We start from the raw sequence: 19,592 nt of genomic DNA on the forward strand, positions 1-19,592 counted from the left end.
ACATCCCTTTGATAAGGATGTTAGGATGGTCAATGATTGATAATGACGGTAACAAGCATGTTAGACAATGTTTTGAGAATTGCCACACGCCAAAGCCCCCTTGCGCTCTGGCAGGCACATTATGTCAAAGACGCCTTAATGGCAAACCACCCCGGTCTGATCGTGGAACTGGTTCCGATGGTAACCCGTGGCGATGTGATCCTTGATACCCCGCTGGCGAAAGTCGGGGGGAAAGGGTTGTTTGTTAAAGAGCTGGAAGTCGCGCTGCTGGAAAAACGCGCCGATATCGCCGTGCATTCCATGAAGGATGTGCCGGTTGAGTTCCCTGACGGTCTTGGACTGGTCACCATTTGCGAGCGAGAGGATCCGCGTGATGCTTTCGTCTCAAATAAGTACAACACGCTGGATGAACTCCCGGCAGGCAGTATCGTCGGGACATCCAGTTTGCGTCGCCAGTGCCAGTTGGCAAAGCGTCGCCCGGATCTCGTCATCCGTTCGCTGCGCGGCAACGTAGGTACGCGTCTGAGCAAACTGGATAACGGCGATTATGACGCCATTATTCTGGCGGTCGCCGGATTAAAACGTTTAGGTCTTGAGTCGCGAGTCCGCACCGCTCTGCCGCCGGAAGTCTCCCTACCCGCTGTCGGGCAAGGCGCAGTTGGCATAGAATGTCGACTGGATGATATGCGCACTCAGGCGCTGTTAGCGCCGCTCAACCATGAAGAGACGGCGCTGCGCGTCAAAGCCGAACGCGCCATGAATACCCGCCTGGAAGGGGGATGTCAGGTCCCTATCGGCAGTTATGCAGAACTCATTAACGGTGAGATTTGGCTGCGGGCGCTGGTCGGCGCGCCTGACGGTTCGCAGATGGTATGCGGAGAACGTCGCGGCGCCGCGCAGGATGCAGAACAGATGGGCATCTCTCTGGCTGAAGAGCTGCTGGAGAACGGTGCGCGCACCATTCTGGCTGAAGTTTACAACGGAGAAGCCCCCGCATGAGTATTCTGGTCACCCGCCCGTCTCCCGCAGGGGAAGAGTTAGTGAGCCGTCTGCGCACACTGGGGCAGGTGGCCTGGAGCTTTCCGCTCATCGAGTTTTCGCCCGGTCGGGAACTGGCAACGCTTGCTTCCCGACTGTCGGCGCTGACGGAAAACGATCTGGTCTTCGCCCTCTCGCAGCACGCCGTCACCTTTGCAGATGCCGAACTTCAGCAACAAGGGAAAAGCTGGCCCTCCCTTCCGCGTTATTTTGCCATTGGTCGCACAACGGCGCTGGCGCTGCATACCGTTAGCGGTTTCAATATTCACTACCCTCTGGATCGGGAAATTAGCGAAGTCTTGCTACAATTACCTGAATTACAAAATATTGCGGGAAAACGCGCGCTTATATTACGCGGCAATGGTGGCCGTGAGCTGATAGGTGAAACCCTGACAGCACGCGGAGCTGATGTCGATTTTTGTGAATGTTATCAACGCAGTGCAAAATATTACGATGGTGCAGAAGAAGCGATGCGCTGGCAATCTCGTGGTGTGACCACGGTGGTTGTCACCAGCGGAGAGATGCTACAACAGCTCTGGTCGCTCATTCCGCAGTGGTATCGTGAGCACTGGTTACTACGCTGTCGGCTGCTGGTCGTCAGTGAGCGTCTGGCGCACCTCGCCCGGGAACTGGGCTGGCAAGATATTAAGGTCGCTGATAACGCCGACAACGATGCGCTACTACGCGCATTACAATAACTCTCATAATGGGATGCCATAATGACGGAACAAGAAAAATCCTCCGCCGTGGTTGAAGAGACCAGGGAGGCCGTGGAAACCACGTCACAGCCAGTCAATACTGAAAAAAAGAGTAAGAACAGCACGGCGCTGATTCTGAGCGCTGTGGCGATTGCTATTGCGCTGGCTGCAGGCGTTGGGCTGTACGGTTGGGGGAAACAGCAGGCAACAACGCAGACAGCAACCAGCGATGCGCTGGCGAACCAGCTTACGGCGTTGCAAAAAGCGCAAGAAAGCCAAAAAGCTGAGCTGGAAGGCATTATTAAGCAGCAGGCAACGCAGTTGGATGAAGCCGCTCGCCAGCAGGCCGCGCTGGTCAAACAGCTTGACGAAGTCCAGCAAAAAGTCGCCACTATCTCCGGCAGCGATGCCGGGACATGGCTGCTGGCGCAGGCTGATTTTCTGGTGAAACTGGCCGGTCGCAAATTATGGAGCGATCAGGACGTTACTACCGCCGCGGCGCTGCTGAAAAGCGCGGACGCCAGCCTGGCGGATATGAATGACCCAAGCCTGATTACCGCCCGTCGCGCGATTACCGACGATATCGCGAGCCTCTCTGCGGTGACTCAGGTCGACTATGACGGCATTATCCTGAAAGTGAATCAGCTCTCTAACCAGATTGATAACCTACGTCTGGCCGACAACGACACCGATGATTCGCCGATGGATTCCGACAGCAGCGAGCTTTCCAGCTCGATCAGCGAATGGCGCGTCAATCTGCAAAAAAGCTGGCAGAACTTTATGGACAGCTTTATCACCGTTCGCCGTCGCGATGAAACCGCCGTCCCGCTGCTGGCACCGAACCAGGACGTTTACTTACGTGAAAATATCCGTTCTCGCCTGTTAGTGGCCGCCCAGGCCGTGCCGCGTCATCAGGAGGAAACATATCGCCAGGCGCTGGAAAACGTCTCCACCTGGGTGCGCGCCTACTACGACACCGACGATGCAGCCACCAAAGCTTTCCTTGAAGAGGTAGACCAACTGAGCCAACAAAGCATCAGCATGGACGTACCGGAAACGCTGCAGAGCCAGGCGCTTCTCGACAAGCTCATGCAGACCCGCGTACGTAATTTACTGGCACAGCCTGCCACAGCGCCGGTTGCAGCAGCTCCTGCGCCTTCAGCTGAAACTCCGGCAACTGCGCCGCAAGGAGAATAATGATGCTAAAAGTATTATTGCTCTTTGTGCTGTTGATCGCCGGGATCGTTGTCGGTCCAATGATTGCCGGTCATCAGGGCTACGTACTGATCCAGACGGATAATTACAATATCGAAACCAGCGTGACGGGTCTGGTGATCGTTCTGATCGTCGCAATGGTCGTCTTGTTTGCGATTGAATGGCTGCTGCGCCGAATTTTCCGCACTGGCGCGCATACCCGCGGATGGTTTGTCGGTCGGAAGCGTCGTCGCGCCCGTAAGCAGACGGAGCAGGCGCTGCTCAAGCTGGCAGAAGGCGATTATCAGCAGGTTGAAAAGCTGATGTCGAAAAACGCCGATCATGCAGAACAGCCGGTAGTGAATTACCTGCTGGCGGCAGAAGCTGCTCAACAACGCGGTGACGAAGCTCGTGCCAACCAACACCTTGAGCGTGCTACCGAACTGGCCGGAAATGATACGATCCCGGTAGAAATCACTCGCGTTCGCCTGCAGTTGGCGCGTAATGAAAATCACGCCGCGCGCCACAGCGTAGATAAACTGCTGGAAGTGACGCCACGTCATCCGGAAGTGCTGCGTCTGGCTGAACAGGCCTACATTCGTACCGGTGCATGGAGTTCGTTACTGGATATCATTCCATCCATGGCAAAAGCGCACGTGGGTGATGACGAGCACCGCGCGATGCTGGAACAGCAGGCATGGGTTGGTCTGATGGATCAGGTTCGCGCCGATCAGGGCAGCGAGGGGCTACGTGCATGGTGGAAAAACCAGAACCGTAAAACCCGTCACCAGGTTGCCCTGCAGGTGGCAATGGCTGAACATCTGATTGAGTGTGACGATCACGATACGGCGCAGCAGGTCATCATTGATGGTCTTAAACGCCAGTATGACGACCGCCTGGTGCTGCCGATCCCGCGTCTGAAAACCAACAACCCGGAACAGATAGAAAAAGTGTTGCGCCAGCAGATTAAAGCCGTCGGCGATCGCCCATTACTGTGGAGCACGCTGGGCCAATCGCTAATGAAGCACGGCGAATGGCAGGAAGCCACGTTCGCCTTCCGTGCCGCTCTCAAACAGCGTCCAGATGCCTATGACTACGCCTGGCTTGCTGACGCGCTGGACAGACTGCATCAGCCGGAAGAAGCCGCCACCATGCGTCGTGATGGCCTGATGTTGACGCTGCAGAACAACAATCCCCCGCAGTAATTCCCTCTTGCCCGGTGACGCTTCGCTTACCGGGCCTACCGTTATTTCATATACACCAAATCATTCGAGATGCTTCGAGGCGACTTGAAGGATGAGGTGTATATGCATAAAAAAACGCCCGCTCTTTTGGAGCAGGCGTTAAACAGGTCTGTATGACAACATAAATGGGTGCTTCACTCAACGTTATGTCCATGGTGTTTGATGAGGCCAGAGCGACATCTGTCTGTGGACGATAAGCACCGTAAACGGCTCTGCATCATTCCTGAGTTTATGAGGCCAGATGGCGAACATAAGAGATGGAATGAGCATCTACCCGTATATTATTGCACAAGGCATGCCACGATTGCACTGCAAAAACAATGGAACCGGACTTTTTAAGACATCAGGAAATTCGGGGAAATAAAGGCTGAGAAGGGAAAATCAGAAAACAAAAAACCCCGCCGAAGCGGGGTTCAAAATTGGTCGGCGAGAGAGGATTCGAACCTCCGACCCACTGGTCCCAAACCAGTTGCGCTACCAAGCTGCGCTACTCGCCGTTTTACTGCTTTTTGAATTTTTAGTTCAATTCTTTAAGTCGTGGTGCGAGGGGGGGGACTCGAACCCCCACATCCTAAGGACACTAACACCTGAAGCTAGCGCGTCTACCAATTCCGCCACCTTCGCATTTCACAACTTTAAATTAATGGGGTGGCTAATGGGATTCGAACCCACGACAACTGGAATCACAATCCAGGGCTCTACCAACTGAGCTATAGCCACCACTGCAAATCTTTTACGCGGTATTAAAACCACCGCAGCTCCGGCACCTTACTAAATGGTGCGCCCGACAGGATTCGAACCTGAGACCTCTGCCTCCGGAGGGCAGCGCTCTATCCAGCTGAGCTACGGGCGCTTAGCGCCGTTGCGGGGCTGGATATTACGGAGGTCTCGGTCTGCTGTCTAGTGCTTTTTTAAAATAAATTATCGTTTGGTCATGGTTTGTGCGTTTTGTCGCTTATTCCTGCAATTTTTGGGCTGTGCCATGACGATTCAGGCCAAAAACCTTATAAATGAGCGTCACGGCCAGTAAGAAGATAATGCCAACAAACAGCGACATTCGGGTATCTTCATTAAAGTACATACCGATTAATACGCAAATCAGGAACGCCATCGTCAAATAGTTCGCCCACGGGAACAGAATCGAGCGGAAGGGATGACTGGCGATCGCCGCTTTATGCGCCTGACGGAAACGTATCTGGCTTATCAGGATCACAAACCACGGCACCATCCCCGGCAGCACGCTGGCGCTATAGACATAAACGAACACACGCTGCGGGTTGGGAATGATGTAGTTCAGGCACGAACCAACCAGCAGGATCGCGATAGAAATAGCCACGCCGGCAACCGGCACGCCCTGGCGCGAAACTTTTCCAACAGCGGCAGGTAGCTGGCGATTCTTTGCCAGCGCGTAAAGCATACGCCCACAGCTGTACATCCCACTGTTACAGCCCGACAGCGCCGCCGTCAGGACCACAAAGTTAATAATCCCTGCCGCGGCGGTAATACCAATCTTGGCAAAGGTGAGAACAAACGGGCTACCGTTACTGCCAATCTCATTCCACGGGAAAATAGTGACGATAACAAAAATCGCACCGACGTAGAAAATCAGAATACGCCACAGCACTTTCCCTACTGCACTCCGCAGCGTGACCTGCGGATTCTTCGCTTCACCCGCAGTAATGCCGATCAGCTCCACGCCCTGGTAAGAAGCCACGACAATACACAATGCCGTCAGGAAGCCCTTCCAACCACCAGCAAAGAAGCCGCCGTGCTCAGTCAGGTTGCCAAAGCCGATCGCCTGACCGCCATTGCCAAAACCGAAGAAAATCACCCCTAATCCAATGACGATCATCACAATGATGGTGGTCACTTTAATCATGGCAAACCAGAACTCAATTTCACCATACAGGCGAACCGCGGCGAGATTTGCCAACGCAACCAGTCCGACAGCAATCAGTGCGGGTATCCATTGTGCCATTTCCGGGAACCAGAACTGGACGTACACCCCGATGGCGGTAATCTCCGATATCCCCACCGCCATCCACATAAACCAGTATGACCAGGCGGTGAGATAACCAAAGAAGGGGCTCATGTAACGATGGGCGTAAACAGCAAATGAACCGGCAACCGGCTCGAGGAATAACATCTCCCCCATAGAACGCATAATGAAAAAGACGAACAGCCCGGCGACGATGTATGCCAGCAGAACCGAAGGTCCCGCCCATTTCAGGGTACTGGCGGCCCCCATAAATAGCCCGACGCCAATAGTCCCCCCAAGGGCAATTAATTCGATGTGACGAGCCTCCAGCCCACGCTGTAGCTCAGGTTTGTTCTCGGCCATAAATCCTCTTGTTGTGTTTGCATACTGTCCGGTATTACCGGTTCTCGTTATGGGTACATCTTGTTATGCCATAACAGGCCATACGGCACCGACCGCTTAACGGTTGGCGTCAAAAACACCACGGCACTGCAATGATTGTTGCGAATGGTTTCCTAAAATCGCTTAAATGGCAATTAAAGCATTCAAAAAATAAATAGATTGTGCGAGAAAGCAGCGATTATGTTGTGAATAAGTAGCGTAATTAGCAGATCACGCTACTTATCAGAGGAGAGAGGGCGTCAGAGGTTGCCGGTATAGTGCCAGCGGAGATAGCGTAATAAGCGAATTTGACGAGTGATACGGCTTGGCTGCGACAATAAGCGATACAGCCACTCCAGCCCCAGACTCTGCCAGATTCGCGGCGCACGCTTAACGTGACCGGTAAAGACGTCGTAGGTACCACCGACGCCCATATACAGCGCTTCAGGGTGAGTCTTCCGGCAGTCACGCATAAAGATCTCTTGTTTCGGCGAGCCCATCGCCACCGTCACAATCTGCGCACCGCTGGCGTGGATACGTTCAAACAACGCCTGGCGCTGGTCCGGGGTAAAATAACCGTCCTGACTGCCTACAATGTTCACGCGCCACTGGGCACGCAGTTTGGCTTCCGTTTGCGCCAGAACTTCAGGCTTGCCACCAATCAGGAAGACAGGCGTTCCTTCCTGCCCGGCTCGCGCCATAAGCGCTTCCCAAAGATCAGCCCCTGCCACGCGTGAAACCTGCGCCTGCGGGAATTTTTTGCGCACTGAGCGCACCACGCTAATCCCATCCGCATATTTGAACTCAGCGGCGTTGATCAGATCCCGCACTTCAGGGTTATCTTCTGCCGTCAGCATCTTCTCAGCGTTGATTGCCACCAGCGTTCCTGACCTGAGATGTCCCTCGGCAAACAGGTAATTTAGCGCATGCTGCATATCGCGCCAGCCAATTAATTGTAGCCCGCGCAGCGAGTAGAGTGGCGCAGTTGTGTTATCTGTCATTACGATCCTTCAATCTGTGTCCGGGGCAGCGATTTGATTCGTTTATGGATGAGTCCCGCACTATCGAATAGCCAAAACAGCAGTTTTGCCACCAGCAGACACACGCCGAAAATCACGAGGAAAAAGACCACTCGCGAGACAAACGAATCCAGCCCTTCACGTGCCAACACGATCATATTGAAAATAGCGCCAAAACAGAAACTGTGCAGAATCGCCGCCTTGTAGCGATTGGTTTCGCGGTTGCCTAACTCATACAGCCAGTCAAACCACTTGATGATGAGTCCAACGACAATCGCGCCTAACGGGATAAACAGCGCCCCGCCCATCACCACCAGTGAACCAATTAACGTCGGCGAAATCGCCAGACCTGAGTGGTTGTTCAACACTTCCCAGGTAAAGTAGTTCGCTGAGTTGAGGACAATACTCGGCCGCCCAGGCCACAGCCAGGAGGGGATAAAGACGTAGAAGTCACGGACAATCGGCGCCAGCCCCTGAAACTCAATATTGTGGTAATTTTGCAGCAACAGCGCCAGATTCTCCCACGGCGAGAAGGTGTCGCGCGTGAGGTACAGGAAGGTATAGAACGCCTCGTCGCCGCTAACGTTCATCCCATAGCGCTTCAGCGCCAGCCAGAACATCCCGACGATACCCAGCACGCCCGCGGCGGCCAACATCCACAGCGAAATCCAGCCGCGAATGATGCCGATAAACAAGAAGATGGCAAACGCAATGATGATATTGGCGCGCGTCCCGCCAACAATCATATAGGTCAGCAAACCAAACGCGACGGTACTCACCAGGAAGAATAACCACGCTTTGCTGTCCTGACGCAGGAAATAGACCACCAGCATTGCCGGAATGAAGAAGTAGAAGAAACGCTTCAGAGCGACGCCAGAGACTTCACTGGAAAAAATTTGGCTGTAGGATTGCAGTCTGAACAGCAGGAATCCGTTGTGCATAAAGAAGACGCCCACGCTCACCAATGCAATCGCCATCAGGATAACCCAGGTCAAATGCGCTTCAACGCGATTGATGGTAAATAGCGGCCTGCGTGGCTTATCCTCGACTCGCTTGCGAAGGCGGGTTTTATACGTCACGTAGTAGACGGCATAGAAACAGGCGGCTGACAGCAAGGCCTGCAGTAGGATCTCCGGCGGAGCCACTGCCACATCAAAACGGAACACCAGTATGCTGGTCAACGGGAACCCGAAGAAGAACGTCAGCAAAAACAGCAGTGAGAAGAAAACATTGAAGTTAAAACGCACGCGGCGGAATTCAAACCAGGTCAGCGTGGCGATAAACAAGGTGGAGAGCAGCCATACCACCAGCAGACCGCTAAATTGCATCAGGCTCATATGGTTTCTCCTGAAGCAATGCGCAGCGCGTTGTGCCACGGCTGCAGATAATTCGGGCTAAAGAAGGTGATTGAATTTTTATCTACCGATGCCAACTGGCGCTGCGCTTCGCGTACGACGCCTTCATTGAGCTCATCAGTGGTAAATAACACCGGGAGATTCTGTTCCACCATATCCTGCCAGAAGGGATTTTCACGGTTGAGCACGCACGGGATACCGGCCTGAATCAGTAAACACAGGGTACCGATCCCCTGCTGACGGGCAAAAATAAAGTAACCCAAATCACACTGACGTAATAATGTCAGATAGGCATCAAATTCCAGCTTTTCACTTAAAATTTGCAGATTCTCAGCGCTAAACAATGCCAGGCCAGCCTGACGAACCTCGTCGATATAAGCCGCATTATTGGCGGGGTACCCCATCGGTACAATCACATTCACCGTGTCGCCGAACTGCTGATGGACGGCGCGTAGCGCGGCAATATGCTCATTGCTGCGATCGCCAGAGTTGCCAACCAGCACCGTCATCTTGCCGCTGCGCTGACACGCGTTGCTCATATTATTGAGCGAGGGATCCATCCGCGTTGGGAAATAGAGCAACTCGCCACGCACGCGCGGATGCTGTTCGGCGAAATAGCTCAAATCACCCCGCGTGGCAAATACGCAGCCCACGCGATTCTGCGCCATACGGCGAATGGGGTAAAACAGGCGAAATTTCAGTCCACTGGAGACTTCATATAAATCCGCGCCCCAGATATGCCAGTAAAACTGCTCCGGTTTAATTCCCCCGCTCAGCAGCGCTAACCACAGACTGGTGTTGAACTGACCGTGGAAGAAAAAACGCTGTTGGCGATCCGCTTTTGCTTTCGCGATAACCGCTTCAGCCAGCGCCTTTTTCCCTCCATAGAAGCTTAGCGATAACGCCGGGCAGTTCTCACTGAATCCGGCATCCTGACCTGCAACCATAAACGTGCGCGCGTGCTCGCTCGTCGCGGCCAGCGAGTCGTTGAAAAACCGCAGCACGGTTTGGTTATGGTGAGGGATATCCGATCCCAGAACGTGAATCAGTACAGTCATACCCGCCTACGCCAGAGTAAAAACACGCCACAACAAAGAGAGAAATAGACAATGTACGTTGCCATGTAAGCCTGTGCCGCGCCCAGCGCACCATGTGCAGGGATCAGCCAATGGGCAAACGCCGTCAATAACATGAACTGGCTAATTTCTGCCAAGATATAAAACCGCAGCGACGCTTTCGCGATCACCAGATAACCAAAAACATAGGCGCCGACTTTCAGCACATCACCGACCAGTTGCCAGGCGAACAGGTCGCGCATGGCGGTGAATTTAGCGGAGAAAAGCAGCCAGATAGCAAAATCGCGCAGTAGCCAGACGGTAAAGCTTGCGGCAGCAACCGCCGGCAGCACGAATTTCAACGACTTGATCACTTCGCGTGTAATGTCGCGCTTTTCAGTCAAACGCGACAACGTCGGCAGCAAGTAAACGCTGAATGAGGCGGTGATAAATTGCAGATAAGCATCGGAGATACTGCTCACCCCCTGCCAGATCCCCACATCATCCCAGCTGTACTGCGCCGCCAACAGGTTTCGCATCATCACATATGCCACTGGCAGCGTTACGGAGGTAATCAGCGCCATCAGCGTAAACTTGCTTAACTGCCCTGCCAGACCGTTATCCCACGAGGGTTTCAGGTAATGCAGGGGGATCGCCCCACGCTTAATCAGCATTATAGCGGCAGGGATAACGACCAGCGCAGGTACCAGCGCCAGGCCCAGCAAGGCGCCTTCATACCCTCCCAGGCGATAACAGCCATAATAAGCCGCTACGCCCACCAGGCTCCCCACAATCAACGACAGCGCGTTACCCGCCGCATCGCGGAAGCCCTTCATCAGCGCCAGCAGCAGGTTCGCCCAAGCAATGCCCATCTGCACCAGCGCAACCAGTCGAACCAGCCCCTGATAATGAGTATGACCAAATAATCCCTGACTGATAGGTGCGGCCGCCAGCAAAAAAATCACCGCCATCAGCGTAGAGAATCCCAGCACCATCGCGGAAGATGTACCGACCACCTTACGGAGCCGGGCCGGATCGTCATGATGCTGCGCAACGTATTTCGTGACGCCATTGAAAATGCCGGCCCCCGCCAACACGCCAAGCACGGTGACCATCTGGCGGAAGTTACCCGCCTGCCCCACGCCTGCCGGGCCAAACGACACCGCCAGCAACTTCACAACCAGCAAACCTGCACCAATTTTTACCAGCGTACTGGCCGCCGTCCATAAGGACGCTTTTGCAAGCGACATATCAGGCGAAGTAGTTGAGTAAGGTCGTAATGACTGTTCGCTGGTTCACCGGCGACAGATTGTAGAACAGCGGTAAACGCAGCAGGCGTTCGCTCTCTTTGGTGGTGTAACGATCAACACCGGCAAACACGCCGAATTTATCGCCAGCCGGGCAATCATGCAGCGGGATATAGTGGAACACCGCCATAATTTCAGCTTCTTTCAGGAAGTTAATCAACGCCGTGCGATCGTCGATATCGCGCAGTTTGATGTAAAACATATGGGCATTCTGTACGCAACCCTCCGGTATCGAAGGCAGCTCAATACGCCCGGCACGCGCCAGCGGTTCCAGGGCATCGTAATACTTTTGCCACAGCGCCAGACGCTGCTGGTTAATACGATCAGCCGCTTCCAACTGCGCCCACAGATAAGCCGCCTGCAGATCGGACATCAAATAGCTGGAACCGATATCACGCCAGGTATACTTATCTACCTGGCCGCGGAAAAACTGACTACGGTTAGTCCCTTTTTCACGGATGATTTCTGCACGCTCGACTAATTTTTTATCATTAATCAGCGTCGCTCCACCTTCCCCGCCTGCGGTATAGTTTTTGGTCTCATGGAAGCTAAAGCAGCCGATGTGACCAATCGTACCCAGCGCACGCCCCTTGTAGGTCGACATGACGCCCTGGGCGGCATCCTCCACCACATACAGGTTATGTTTAGTGGCCAGCCCCATGATGGTATCCATTTCGCAGGCCACGCCCGCGTAATGTACCGGCACAATAGCGCGGGTTTTATCGGTGATCGCCGCTTCAATCAGCGTTTCGTCAATGTTCATGGTATCCGGGCGAATATCAACAAAGACGATTTTCGCGCCGCGCAACACGAAGGCATTGGCCGTAGAGACAAACGTGTAGCTCGGCATAATGACTTCATCGCCAGGCTGGATATCCAGCAGCAATGCCGCCATCTCAAGCGATGCGGTGCAGGAAGGCGTCAGCAGCACTTTCTCACTGCCAAAATGCTGCTCCAGCCACTGCTGACAGCGACGGGTAAAGCCACCGTCACCACACAGTTTGCCGCTATTCATCGCAGACTGCATGTAATCGAGTTCAGTTCCCACCACCGGCGGTGCATTAAATGGAATCATCGTGTCACCTGTATAACCAATACGCGGTGCTTTCCACATTCGCACCACTGTGTATATAACGTTTAAGCGCGGCGGTGTTACCCATTTGGGTCGCCACACGCAATGTTGTTTTACCGCGGGTCTGTGCCCAGTAAAGCGCGGCCTGCATCAGTTCTGCACCCGCACCACGCCCGGCCAGCAGGCCAATTCGCGCCTCGGTCGCATTCAGTTCACGCAGCGAGACATAGCCACGAATCTCACCAGTCGGTTTACGAAAAATGAGGCACTGATGATCAAACGTCCCCAGCACCGCGTTTTCAATCCACTGTGCGTAGAAACGCGCGCTGGCATCTTCGGCATACCACGGGGCGCGAAAACGACTTTGCGCAAATGCCTGTCCTGCCAGATGGCGTAATACCGGGATATCCGTAGTTTGCGCGACCTGCGCACCGGGGTCGCAACTGGCACACGTCACCGGCAGTACAAAATCGACTTCACCTTCTACCAGTGAGAAACCCAAATGCTGCAGAGCATCTAATTCATGGCTATTTGCGGCAAGTATTTTTGCTTGTACACGCGACCAGGGCAGCAACGCATCCGCGGTTAAAACCGGCGCGCGTTGGTCAAAACGGACAATGGCGCTATTCACGCCAAAGAACGTATTTTCCCAGCTAAGCGGCTCAATACTGGCGCGGACGAGCACGGAGCAGCTCCAGCAGGTATTGACCATAACCCGTTTTGGCCAGTGAACTGGCGGCACGCTTCACGCCTTCGTCATCCAGCCAGCCGTTACGCCAGGCGATTTCTTCCAGACAGGCTATTTTAAAGCCCTGGCGTTTCTCCACCGTCTGCACAAAAGTGCTCGCTTCGATCAAACTGTCATGCGTACCGGTATCCAGCCAGGCAAAGCCACGCCCAAGCAATTCAACCGTCAGATGTCCGTCATCAAGATACATCTGGTTGATAGACGTAATCTCCAGCTCCCCACGCTCAGAAGGTTTCACGCGTTTCGCGTAATCCACCACTTTGCTGTCATAAAAATAGAGCCCTGTCACCGCCCAATTAGATTTCGGCGCTTTCGGCTTCTCTTCCAGAGAGACTGCGCGAAAATTGTCATCAAACTCAACAACACCAAAACGTTCAGGGTCCATGACCTGATAGCCAAACACCGTCGCGCCTTGCGTTCTGGCGGCCACATGACGCAGTTTTGGACTGAATCCCTGACCAAAGAAGATGTTGTCCCCTAACACCAGGCACGATGGTTCACCGTTAAGAAACGTTTCACCGATAATAAAAGCCTGCGCTAATCCATCCGGGCTCGGTTGCTCAGCATAGTGCAGTTCAATGCCGAACTCAGATCCATCGCCCAGCAAACGCTGGAAATAGCCTTTATCTTCCGGAGTGGTGATAATCAGGATTTCGCGAATTCCCGCCAGCATCAGTACCGATAGCGGGTAGTAAATCATCGGCTTATCGTAAATGGGCAATAGTTGCTTCGATACGCCCCGCGTAATGGGATACAGGCGAGTACCTGAGCCACCCGCCAGAATGATACCTTTCATGCGTTGTCTCCTCCGCAAAACCAGGCTGTTAGCCCTTCAGACCTAAACGTTCGCCCTGGTAACTGCCGTCCTGCACGGGTTTCCACCATGCCTGATTATCCAGATACCACTGCACGGTTTTGCGCATTCCACTTTCAAACGTTTCCTGCGGCATCCACCCGAGTTCACGCGCAATTTTTGAAGCGTCAATGGCGTAACGCAAATCATGGCCTGGGCGATCGTCCACAAAAGCGATCAAGTCGCGGTACTGCGCGATGCCCTGCGGTTTATGCGGAGCCAGCTCTTCCAACAGGCTGCAAACCGTTTCGACAACATCCAGGTTTTTACGCTCGTTATGGCCACCAATATTATAGGTTTCCCCAACCGCGCCCGTCGTCGCCACGCAATAAAGCGCCCTGGCGTGATCTTCTACATACAACCAGTCACGGATCTGTTGACCATTGCCATATACCGGCAACGGCTTGCCCGCCAGTGCGTTGAGGATCATCAGCGGAATCAGTTTTTCCGGGAAATGGTACGGACCATAGTTATTGGAACAGTTGGTAATCAGCGTTGGCAGACCGTAGGTACGCAGCCAGGCGCGAACCAGATGATCGCTGCTGGCTTTCGACGCGGAATAAGGGCTGCTCGGCGCATACGGCGTGGTTTCGGTGAAGAAATCATCTGTGGAATGGAGATCGCCATACACCTCGTCAGTCGAGATATGGTGGAAACGAAACGCCAATTTTTCCTCGCTGGCTAATGTACTCCAGTAAGCGCGCGCCGCTTCCAACAGCGTGTAGGTTCCCACAATGTTTGTTTCGATAAAGGCGGCGGGACCATCAATTGAACGATCGACATGGCTTTCTGCAGCCAGATGCATCACGCAGTTCGGCTGATATTGTTGAAACACCCTGTCGAGCGATGCCCGATCGCAAATATCCACTTTCTCAAAGGCAAAACGGGAATTCTGCGCAACCGGCTCCAGCGACATCAGGTTTCCGGCGTAGGTCAGCTTATCGACCACAACCACCGCATCCTCGGTATCATGAATGATGTGTCGCACAACCGCCGAGCCGATAAATCCCGCTCCACCGGTAACCAGAATTCGTTTCATTAGCGCCAGACCCCTTTGGTATCAACGATGTACTGCTGTTGAACCGCATCGCCTTTGATGCCTTTAAATTCATTATGGTCAACCAACATGACCAACACATCAGCACGTGCCAGAGCATCGTCCAGCGTCGCCAGTTGGCAAATACCATCCAGTTTTTTCGGCAGTTGATGGATGTTCGGTTCCACCACCAGCATTTCGCCTTTGTGCCATTGCGCAATATTCTGCGCAATTCCCATCGCCGGGCTTTCACGCAAATCGTCAATATTGGGTTTGAATGCCAGACCAAAACAGGCAATTTTCACTTCGCTAGCCCGTTTGTTGGTATCCGCCAGACAGTCGGCTACGGCAGCCTTCACCCGATCGACCACCCAATGCGGTTTACCATCGTTTACCTCACGCGCGGTGCGGATCAATTTCGCCTGCTGCGGGTTCTGCGCCACGATAAACCACGGATCGACCGCGATACAGTGTCCACCTACGCCAGGGCCGGGCTGCAAAATATTCACGCGTGGATGCCGGTTTGCCAGGCGAATCAGTTCCCAGACGTTGATCCCCTGATCGGCGCAAATCAGCGACAGTTCATTGGCGAAGGCGATATTGACATCGCGAAAGCTATTTTCCGTCAGCTTACACATTTCTGCGGTGCGGGCGTTGGTCACCACACATTCGCCTTCGAGAAAGATGTTGTACAGCTCGCTGGCGCGCGCGGAACAGACGGAGGTCATTCCTCCAATCACCCGATCGTTTTTAATCAGTTCGACCATTACCTGACCCGGCAGTACGCGCTCTGGGCAATAAGCAATGTTAACGTCCGCCTGTTCACCGACCTGCTGCGGGAAAGTCAGGTCAGCCCGCATTTCTGCAAGCCATGCGGCCATCTGTTCAGTTGCCCCGACAGGTGAAGTGGATTCCAGAATCACCAATGCGCCTTTTTTCAAAACTGGCGCAATAGATTTCGCCGCGGCTTCTACGTAGACCATATCGGGTTCATGATCTCCCTTGAACGGGGTAGGCACCGCAATCAGATACGCATCAGCATCTACGGGTGTCGCGCTCGCACGTAAAAACCCATTTTCGACCGCCGTTTTCACCACCGCACCCAGATCGGGCTCAACGATGTGAATTTCACCGCGATTAATGGTATCCACCGCATGTTGATTTATATCTACGCCAATTACGTGTTTTTGACGGGAAGCAAAGGCAGCCGCCGTTGGCAGTCCGATATAACCCAGCCCAATGACAGAAATGGTCGTAAAACTCATAGCGATATCCGATTATTTTTTAATGCATCTAAAATGCGGTCACATGCCAGCCCGTCTCCATACGGATTATGGGCGCGGCTCATGATCTGATATTCATTGTCGTCATGCAGCAAACGCGTGACTTCTTCAACAATCCGCTGTGGGTCTGTACCTACCAGGCGTACAGTCCCTGCGGTAATAGCTTCCGGGCGCTCCGTTGTTTCGCGCATCACCAGCACAGGTTTCCCCAGAGACGGCGCTTCTTCCTGAATCCCGCCGGAATCAGTAAGGATCAGCCAGGCGTGATTCATCAGCCATACGAATGGCAGGTAGTCCTGCGGTTCAATCAACACCACATTTTCAACGTGACCCAGGATGCGATTGACCGGCTCACTGACGTTAGGGTTCAGGTGTACCGGATAGACAATCTGCACATTTTGGTTAGACGCGGCTATTTCCGCCAGGGCATGACAGATTTGCTCAAAACCGCGACCGAAGCTTTCCCGACGATGACCGGTCACCAGGATCATCTTTTTATCAGCATCCAGGAAAGGATAACGTTCGGCCAGCTCCGCACGCAGCGTCTCATTTCCCAGTACGCGATCCCGAACCCAGATCAACGCGTCAATAACCGTATTACCCGTGACGAAAATACGATCATCAGGGATAGCTTCTCGTAACAGATTTTGGCGCGAGTTTTCTGTTGGGGCAAAATGATACATTGCCAGACGCCCGGTCAGCGTACGATTAGCCTCTTCCGGCCATGGTGAATAGAGATCGCCTGTACGTAAACCAGCCTCTACATGCCCCACCGGGATGCGCTGATAGAACGCGGCCAGACTGGTAGCAATCGTGGTTGTGGTATCACCATGAACCAACACCACATCAGGTTTGAATTCAGCCAAAATAGGCTTTAACCCTTCCAGGATGCGGCAGGTTATTTCTGTTAGTCCCTGACCTGGCTGCATAATATTGAGATCGTAGTCAGGTACAATGGAAAAAAGATTCAACACCTGATCGAGCATCTCCCGATGCTGCGCCGTAACGCAAACTTTCGCCTCAAAATCAGGATCTTTTTCCAGCGCATGAACCAGAGGAGCCATCTTAATGGCCTCCGGTCGCGTACCAAATACAGTCAGTACTTTCACATCGATTCTCTTCGGATTGGCAGTGAGAGCCCAGCCCCTCACTGCAACGGCATTGCTAAATCGTACGGCGACGGGTTAACGCGACACCAGCACCGATCAGAGCCCCAACGATACCCCACATAATCATCAGGAAGGCGCGACGAGGGCTGTCACGTTTTACCGGCTCTTCCGGCGTTCTCAAATAACGATAGGTCTGAAAACGCGGATCTAAAGTTGGCCCAACGTTCAGGGTGTTCAGCATGGCCCTGTTCTGGAAATAGTCCATATCGAAATCCGGACCAATTGACTGCAGATTCTCGAGTCGCGCCTGCAACATTGGACGTCCGAGTAAGAACAATTCTGAATCCGGCAATTCATCAGCTGGAACATCTGTGGAAGTACGCGAAATATTATGCTGCTCAGCAATTTTAAGCGCTTGTTCAATGCTGTGGACGCGGCGAGAGAAAATGGATTTTGCCACTTCTTCCTGACGTTTGACCTGCGCTTTCATCTGCACAGTGCGTGCAGCCCATGCGCCTTTTAACTCATCGTTCAGATGACGTGCCGCGCGTTGGCTGGCAAACGCGACGTACTGGCGCAGCAAATTGTTGGCATCAGGAGCCGTCTCGGCAATCAGCTTCACGCTGTCATTGGTATTACGCAGCGTATCGCCAGGCAAAAACTGAATGTTATTGATAAGTTCATCCAGCATCGCCGCATCGGCTTTACTATTACCGACCATACGCTGCTTAAAGTAATCAGTCTGCTGCCAGAATTCTCGGCGTGTATCCCAGGAGGCAAGCTGCATAATGAATTCTTTATAGGCCTCATCCATTACTGACGGTTGGTCCGTGGACGCGAGACTGGCCTTAATATCCAGGTTGCGTAAAAACTGTTGTTGAGAGTAAAAGCCACCCAACATATTGACCGTTGGCCTGTCAGTAATCGCCGTGGCACTCCACTCCTGACGCGCAAAAAACGTATAGGCGAGGGCCGCTATCGCGAAGGCGAGAGCCATACCGACGATCCACACCTTCCCTGACCACAAGGTACGAAACAACCCACGGATATCCAGTTCATTTTCAGCGCTCACGGCATCTTCCCCCGGTAATGGTTGTCTCATCGCATCCTCAATTTATTTGGTTAAGTCTGGTTTACTTTCACGGTTTCTACGCAGCTTACGCTTCCAACGTTTGATAAATCTCGCTACCTTCCAGGCTCGTTTAATACAGATGTCGTACAAGACAAACGCCAGTAAAAAGAGCACTAACATCACCCACTCCGGGACAATGCGAGAATATTCAGCCAGCACGCCAATAGATGCCAGAATAGCTGCAGCCAGGGTAATCAGGACAAAAGCCTGTCGGGAGGTAAACCCGGCGCGCATGATTAAATGGTGAATATGTTGGCGATCCGGAGAGAAAGGGCTCATGCCCTTGCGTAAGCGACGATACATAATTGCCACCATATCCATTAACGGAATGGCAATAATCCACAAAGCGGTGACCGGGCTGATAGGATGCGTTGGCCCCTGGGTAGTCTCCAGCAGGATCCAAATCACCGTGAAGCCAATCAGCGTACTGCCCGCATCCCCCATAAAAACTTTATAGCGGCGTCCGAGAATACCCAGGTTCAGCAGGATGTAAGGCAGAATGGCGGCGATCATGGCAAAACACCAGATGGCCAGACTTGTTTGACCATCGAACCACAGGATAAGCCCCATAGCGGCGAATGACACGCTAGATAATCCACCCAACAGACCATCAATCCCATCCACCATATTGAAGGCGTTTATTGCCGCCCAGACGGCAAACAGGGTAAGGAAATATCCAAAAGGACCGAGCATCATCTCCCAGGGGCCGAAAATATATCCAAGGCTTAGCAGATAGAGTTTACCCACCGTCATCATAATGATGCCGATAAGGGCCTGGATGGTTGCGCGGATTTTTACACTGATATCAAAACGATCGTCCAGGGCACCGATAAACACCAGTACACCAGCACAACCCAGGTAGAGAGTAGCATGTGGGATATAATAATCGGCGATAAGAAACGTAAAGCAAATGCCTGCGTAAACTGAAATCCCCCCAACCAGCGGAATCAGTCCCTGATGACGTTTGCGGAAGTTGGGTTTATCCACCAATCCAATCTTTTTCGCGACCTTGCGGGCAAAGAAAAGAAACAGCGTTGTGAATAAAAAAATACTGATGAGATCAGTACTTGCTGTCAATAAATTCACTATA

The 19,592-nt window shown here is 53.1% G+C and carries 17 protein-coding genes and 4 tRNA genes; 4 read left to right on the forward strand and 17 right to left on the reverse strand.

The genetic code is table 11. The annotated features are described in order from the left end of the window. The first annotated feature begins 57 nt into the window (after positions 1-57). The 4 genes from hemC to hemY are packed head-to-tail and all read left to right on the forward strand — an operon-like array spanning position 58 to position 4,135. Entirely contained in the window at positions 58-999 is a 942-nt protein-coding gene (gene hemC / locus GFC06_RS04120) for a hydroxymethylbilane synthase (protein WP_141876191.1), read from the forward strand. Next, positions 996-1,736, forward strand: coding sequence for a uroporphyrinogen-III synthase (gene hemD / locus GFC06_RS04125; protein WP_016155122.1), 741 nt, complete (start codon positions 996-998; stop codon positions 1,734-1,736). Before hemC ends, hemD begins: the two co-directional genes overlap by 4 nt. A 21-nt stretch (positions 1,737-1,757) precedes the next feature. After that, positions 1,758-2,933, forward strand: a complete 1,176-nt coding sequence (gene hemX / locus GFC06_RS04130) for a uroporphyrinogen-III C-methyltransferase (protein ID WP_019078439.1) — start codon at positions 1,758-1,760, stop codon at positions 2,931-2,933. Between the two features lie 2 nt (positions 2,934-2,935). After that, complete coding sequence (gene hemY, locus GFC06_RS04135; RefSeq protein WP_153690724.1) at positions 2,936-4,135, forward strand: protoheme IX biogenesis protein HemY; 1,200 nt, start codon at positions 2,936-2,938, stop codon at positions 4,133-4,135. 459 nt (positions 4,136-4,594) lie between these two features. Here the strand turns inward: hemY and GFC06_RS04140 are convergent. From GFC06_RS04140 to wecA, 17 genes are all read right to left on the reverse strand, one after another. Continuing rightward, a tRNA-Pro gene (locus tag GFC06_RS04140) sits at positions 4,595-4,671 on the reverse strand. A 41-nt stretch (positions 4,672-4,712) separates the two neighbouring features. Continuing rightward, positions 4,713-4,798, reverse strand: a tRNA-Leu gene (locus GFC06_RS04145). A gap of 20 nt (positions 4,799-4,818) precedes the next feature. Beyond that, positions 4,819-4,894: transfer RNA gene (locus GFC06_RS04150), tRNA-His, on the reverse strand. Positions 4,895-4,950: 56 nt separating this feature from the next. Beyond that, positions 4,951-5,027, reverse strand: a tRNA-Arg gene (locus GFC06_RS04155). A gap of 102 nt (positions 5,028-5,129) precedes the next feature. Further along, a complete protein-coding gene (gene thrP, locus GFC06_RS04160) occupies positions 5,130-6,515 on the reverse strand; it encodes a bifunctional threonine/serine APC transporter ThrP (RefSeq protein ID WP_016155119.1) in 1,386 nt (461 codons plus the stop codon). Between the two features lie 278 nt (positions 6,516-6,793). Then, the gene (gene wecG / locus GFC06_RS04165) at positions 6,794-7,534 is read right to left on the reverse strand and encodes a lipopolysaccharide N-acetylmannosaminouronosyltransferase (RefSeq protein WP_153689858.1); all 741 of its coding nucleotides are present in this window, start codon (positions 7,532-7,534) and stop codon (positions 6,794-6,796) included. Continuing rightward, entirely contained in the window at positions 7,534-8,889 is a 1,356-nt protein-coding gene (wzyE, locus tag GFC06_RS04170) for an ECA oligosaccharide polymerase (protein ID WP_016155117.1), read from the reverse strand. Before wzyE ends, wecG begins: the two co-directional genes overlap by 1 nt. Continuing rightward, complete coding sequence (locus GFC06_RS04175) at positions 8,886-9,965, reverse strand: TDP-N-acetylfucosamine:lipid II N-acetylfucosaminyltransferase (protein WP_049282720.1); 1,080 nt, start codon at positions 9,963-9,965, stop codon at positions 8,886-8,888. The genes wzyE and GFC06_RS04175 overlap by 4 nt, the downstream gene beginning before the upstream one ends. Next, positions 9,962-11,212 carry a lipid III flippase WzxE gene (wzxE, locus tag GFC06_RS04180; protein WP_016157841.1) on the reverse strand — a complete coding sequence of 417 codons (1,251 nt, stop codon included), beginning with the start codon at positions 11,210-11,212 and terminating at the stop codon, positions 9,962-9,964. The genes GFC06_RS04175 and wzxE overlap by 4 nt, the downstream gene beginning before the upstream one ends. A gap of 1 nt (position 11,213) precedes the next feature. After that, positions 11,214-12,344: a dTDP-4-amino-4,6-dideoxygalactose transaminase gene (rffA, locus tag GFC06_RS04185; RefSeq protein WP_016155114.1), complete on the reverse strand. Its 1,131-nt coding sequence runs from the start codon at positions 12,342-12,344 to the stop codon at positions 11,214-11,216. Between the two features lie 4 nt (positions 12,345-12,348). Beyond that, positions 12,349-13,026 (reverse strand): dTDP-4-amino-4,6-dideoxy-D-galactose acyltransferase, encoded by a 678-nt coding sequence (rffC, locus tag GFC06_RS04190; protein ID WP_153689859.1) that lies wholly within the window; start codon positions 13,024-13,026, stop codon positions 12,349-12,351. Further along, complete coding sequence (rfbA, locus tag GFC06_RS04195) at positions 13,004-13,885, reverse strand: glucose-1-phosphate thymidylyltransferase RfbA (protein ID WP_075849018.1); 882 nt, start codon at positions 13,883-13,885, stop codon at positions 13,004-13,006. The genes rffC and rfbA overlap by 23 nt, the downstream gene beginning before the upstream one ends. A gap of 28 nt (positions 13,886-13,913) precedes the next feature. Further along, entirely contained in the window at positions 13,914-14,981 is a 1,068-nt protein-coding gene (gene rffG / locus GFC06_RS04200; protein ID WP_153689860.1) for a dTDP-glucose 4,6-dehydratase, read from the reverse strand. Further along, complete coding sequence (gene wecC, locus GFC06_RS04205; RefSeq protein WP_046274881.1) at positions 14,981-16,243, reverse strand: UDP-N-acetyl-D-mannosamine dehydrogenase; 1,263 nt, start codon at positions 16,241-16,243, stop codon at positions 14,981-14,983. Before wecC ends, rffG begins: the two co-directional genes overlap by 1 nt. Continuing rightward, positions 16,240-17,370 (reverse strand): non-hydrolyzing UDP-N-acetylglucosamine 2-epimerase, encoded by a 1,131-nt coding sequence (gene wecB, locus GFC06_RS04210; protein WP_153689861.1) that lies wholly within the window; start codon positions 17,368-17,370, stop codon positions 16,240-16,242. The genes wecC and wecB overlap by 4 nt, the downstream gene beginning before the upstream one ends. A 55-nt stretch (positions 17,371-17,425) precedes the next feature. Next, positions 17,426-18,472, reverse strand: a complete 1,047-nt coding sequence (wzzE, locus tag GFC06_RS04215; protein ID WP_047499574.1) for an ECA polysaccharide chain length modulation protein — start codon at positions 18,470-18,472, stop codon at positions 17,426-17,428. 12 nt (positions 18,473-18,484) lie between these two features. After that, positions 18,485-19,588 (reverse strand): UDP-N-acetylglucosamine--undecaprenyl-phosphate N-acetylglucosaminephosphotransferase, encoded by a 1,104-nt coding sequence (wecA, locus tag GFC06_RS04220; RefSeq protein ID WP_049282714.1) that lies wholly within the window; start codon positions 19,586-19,588, stop codon positions 18,485-18,487. Positions 19,589-19,592: the final 4 nt, after the last annotated feature.

Source organism: Citrobacter braakii, from assembly GCF_009648935.1.
GTDB lineage: Bacteria > Pseudomonadota > Gammaproteobacteria > Enterobacterales > Enterobacteriaceae > Citrobacter > Citrobacter braakii.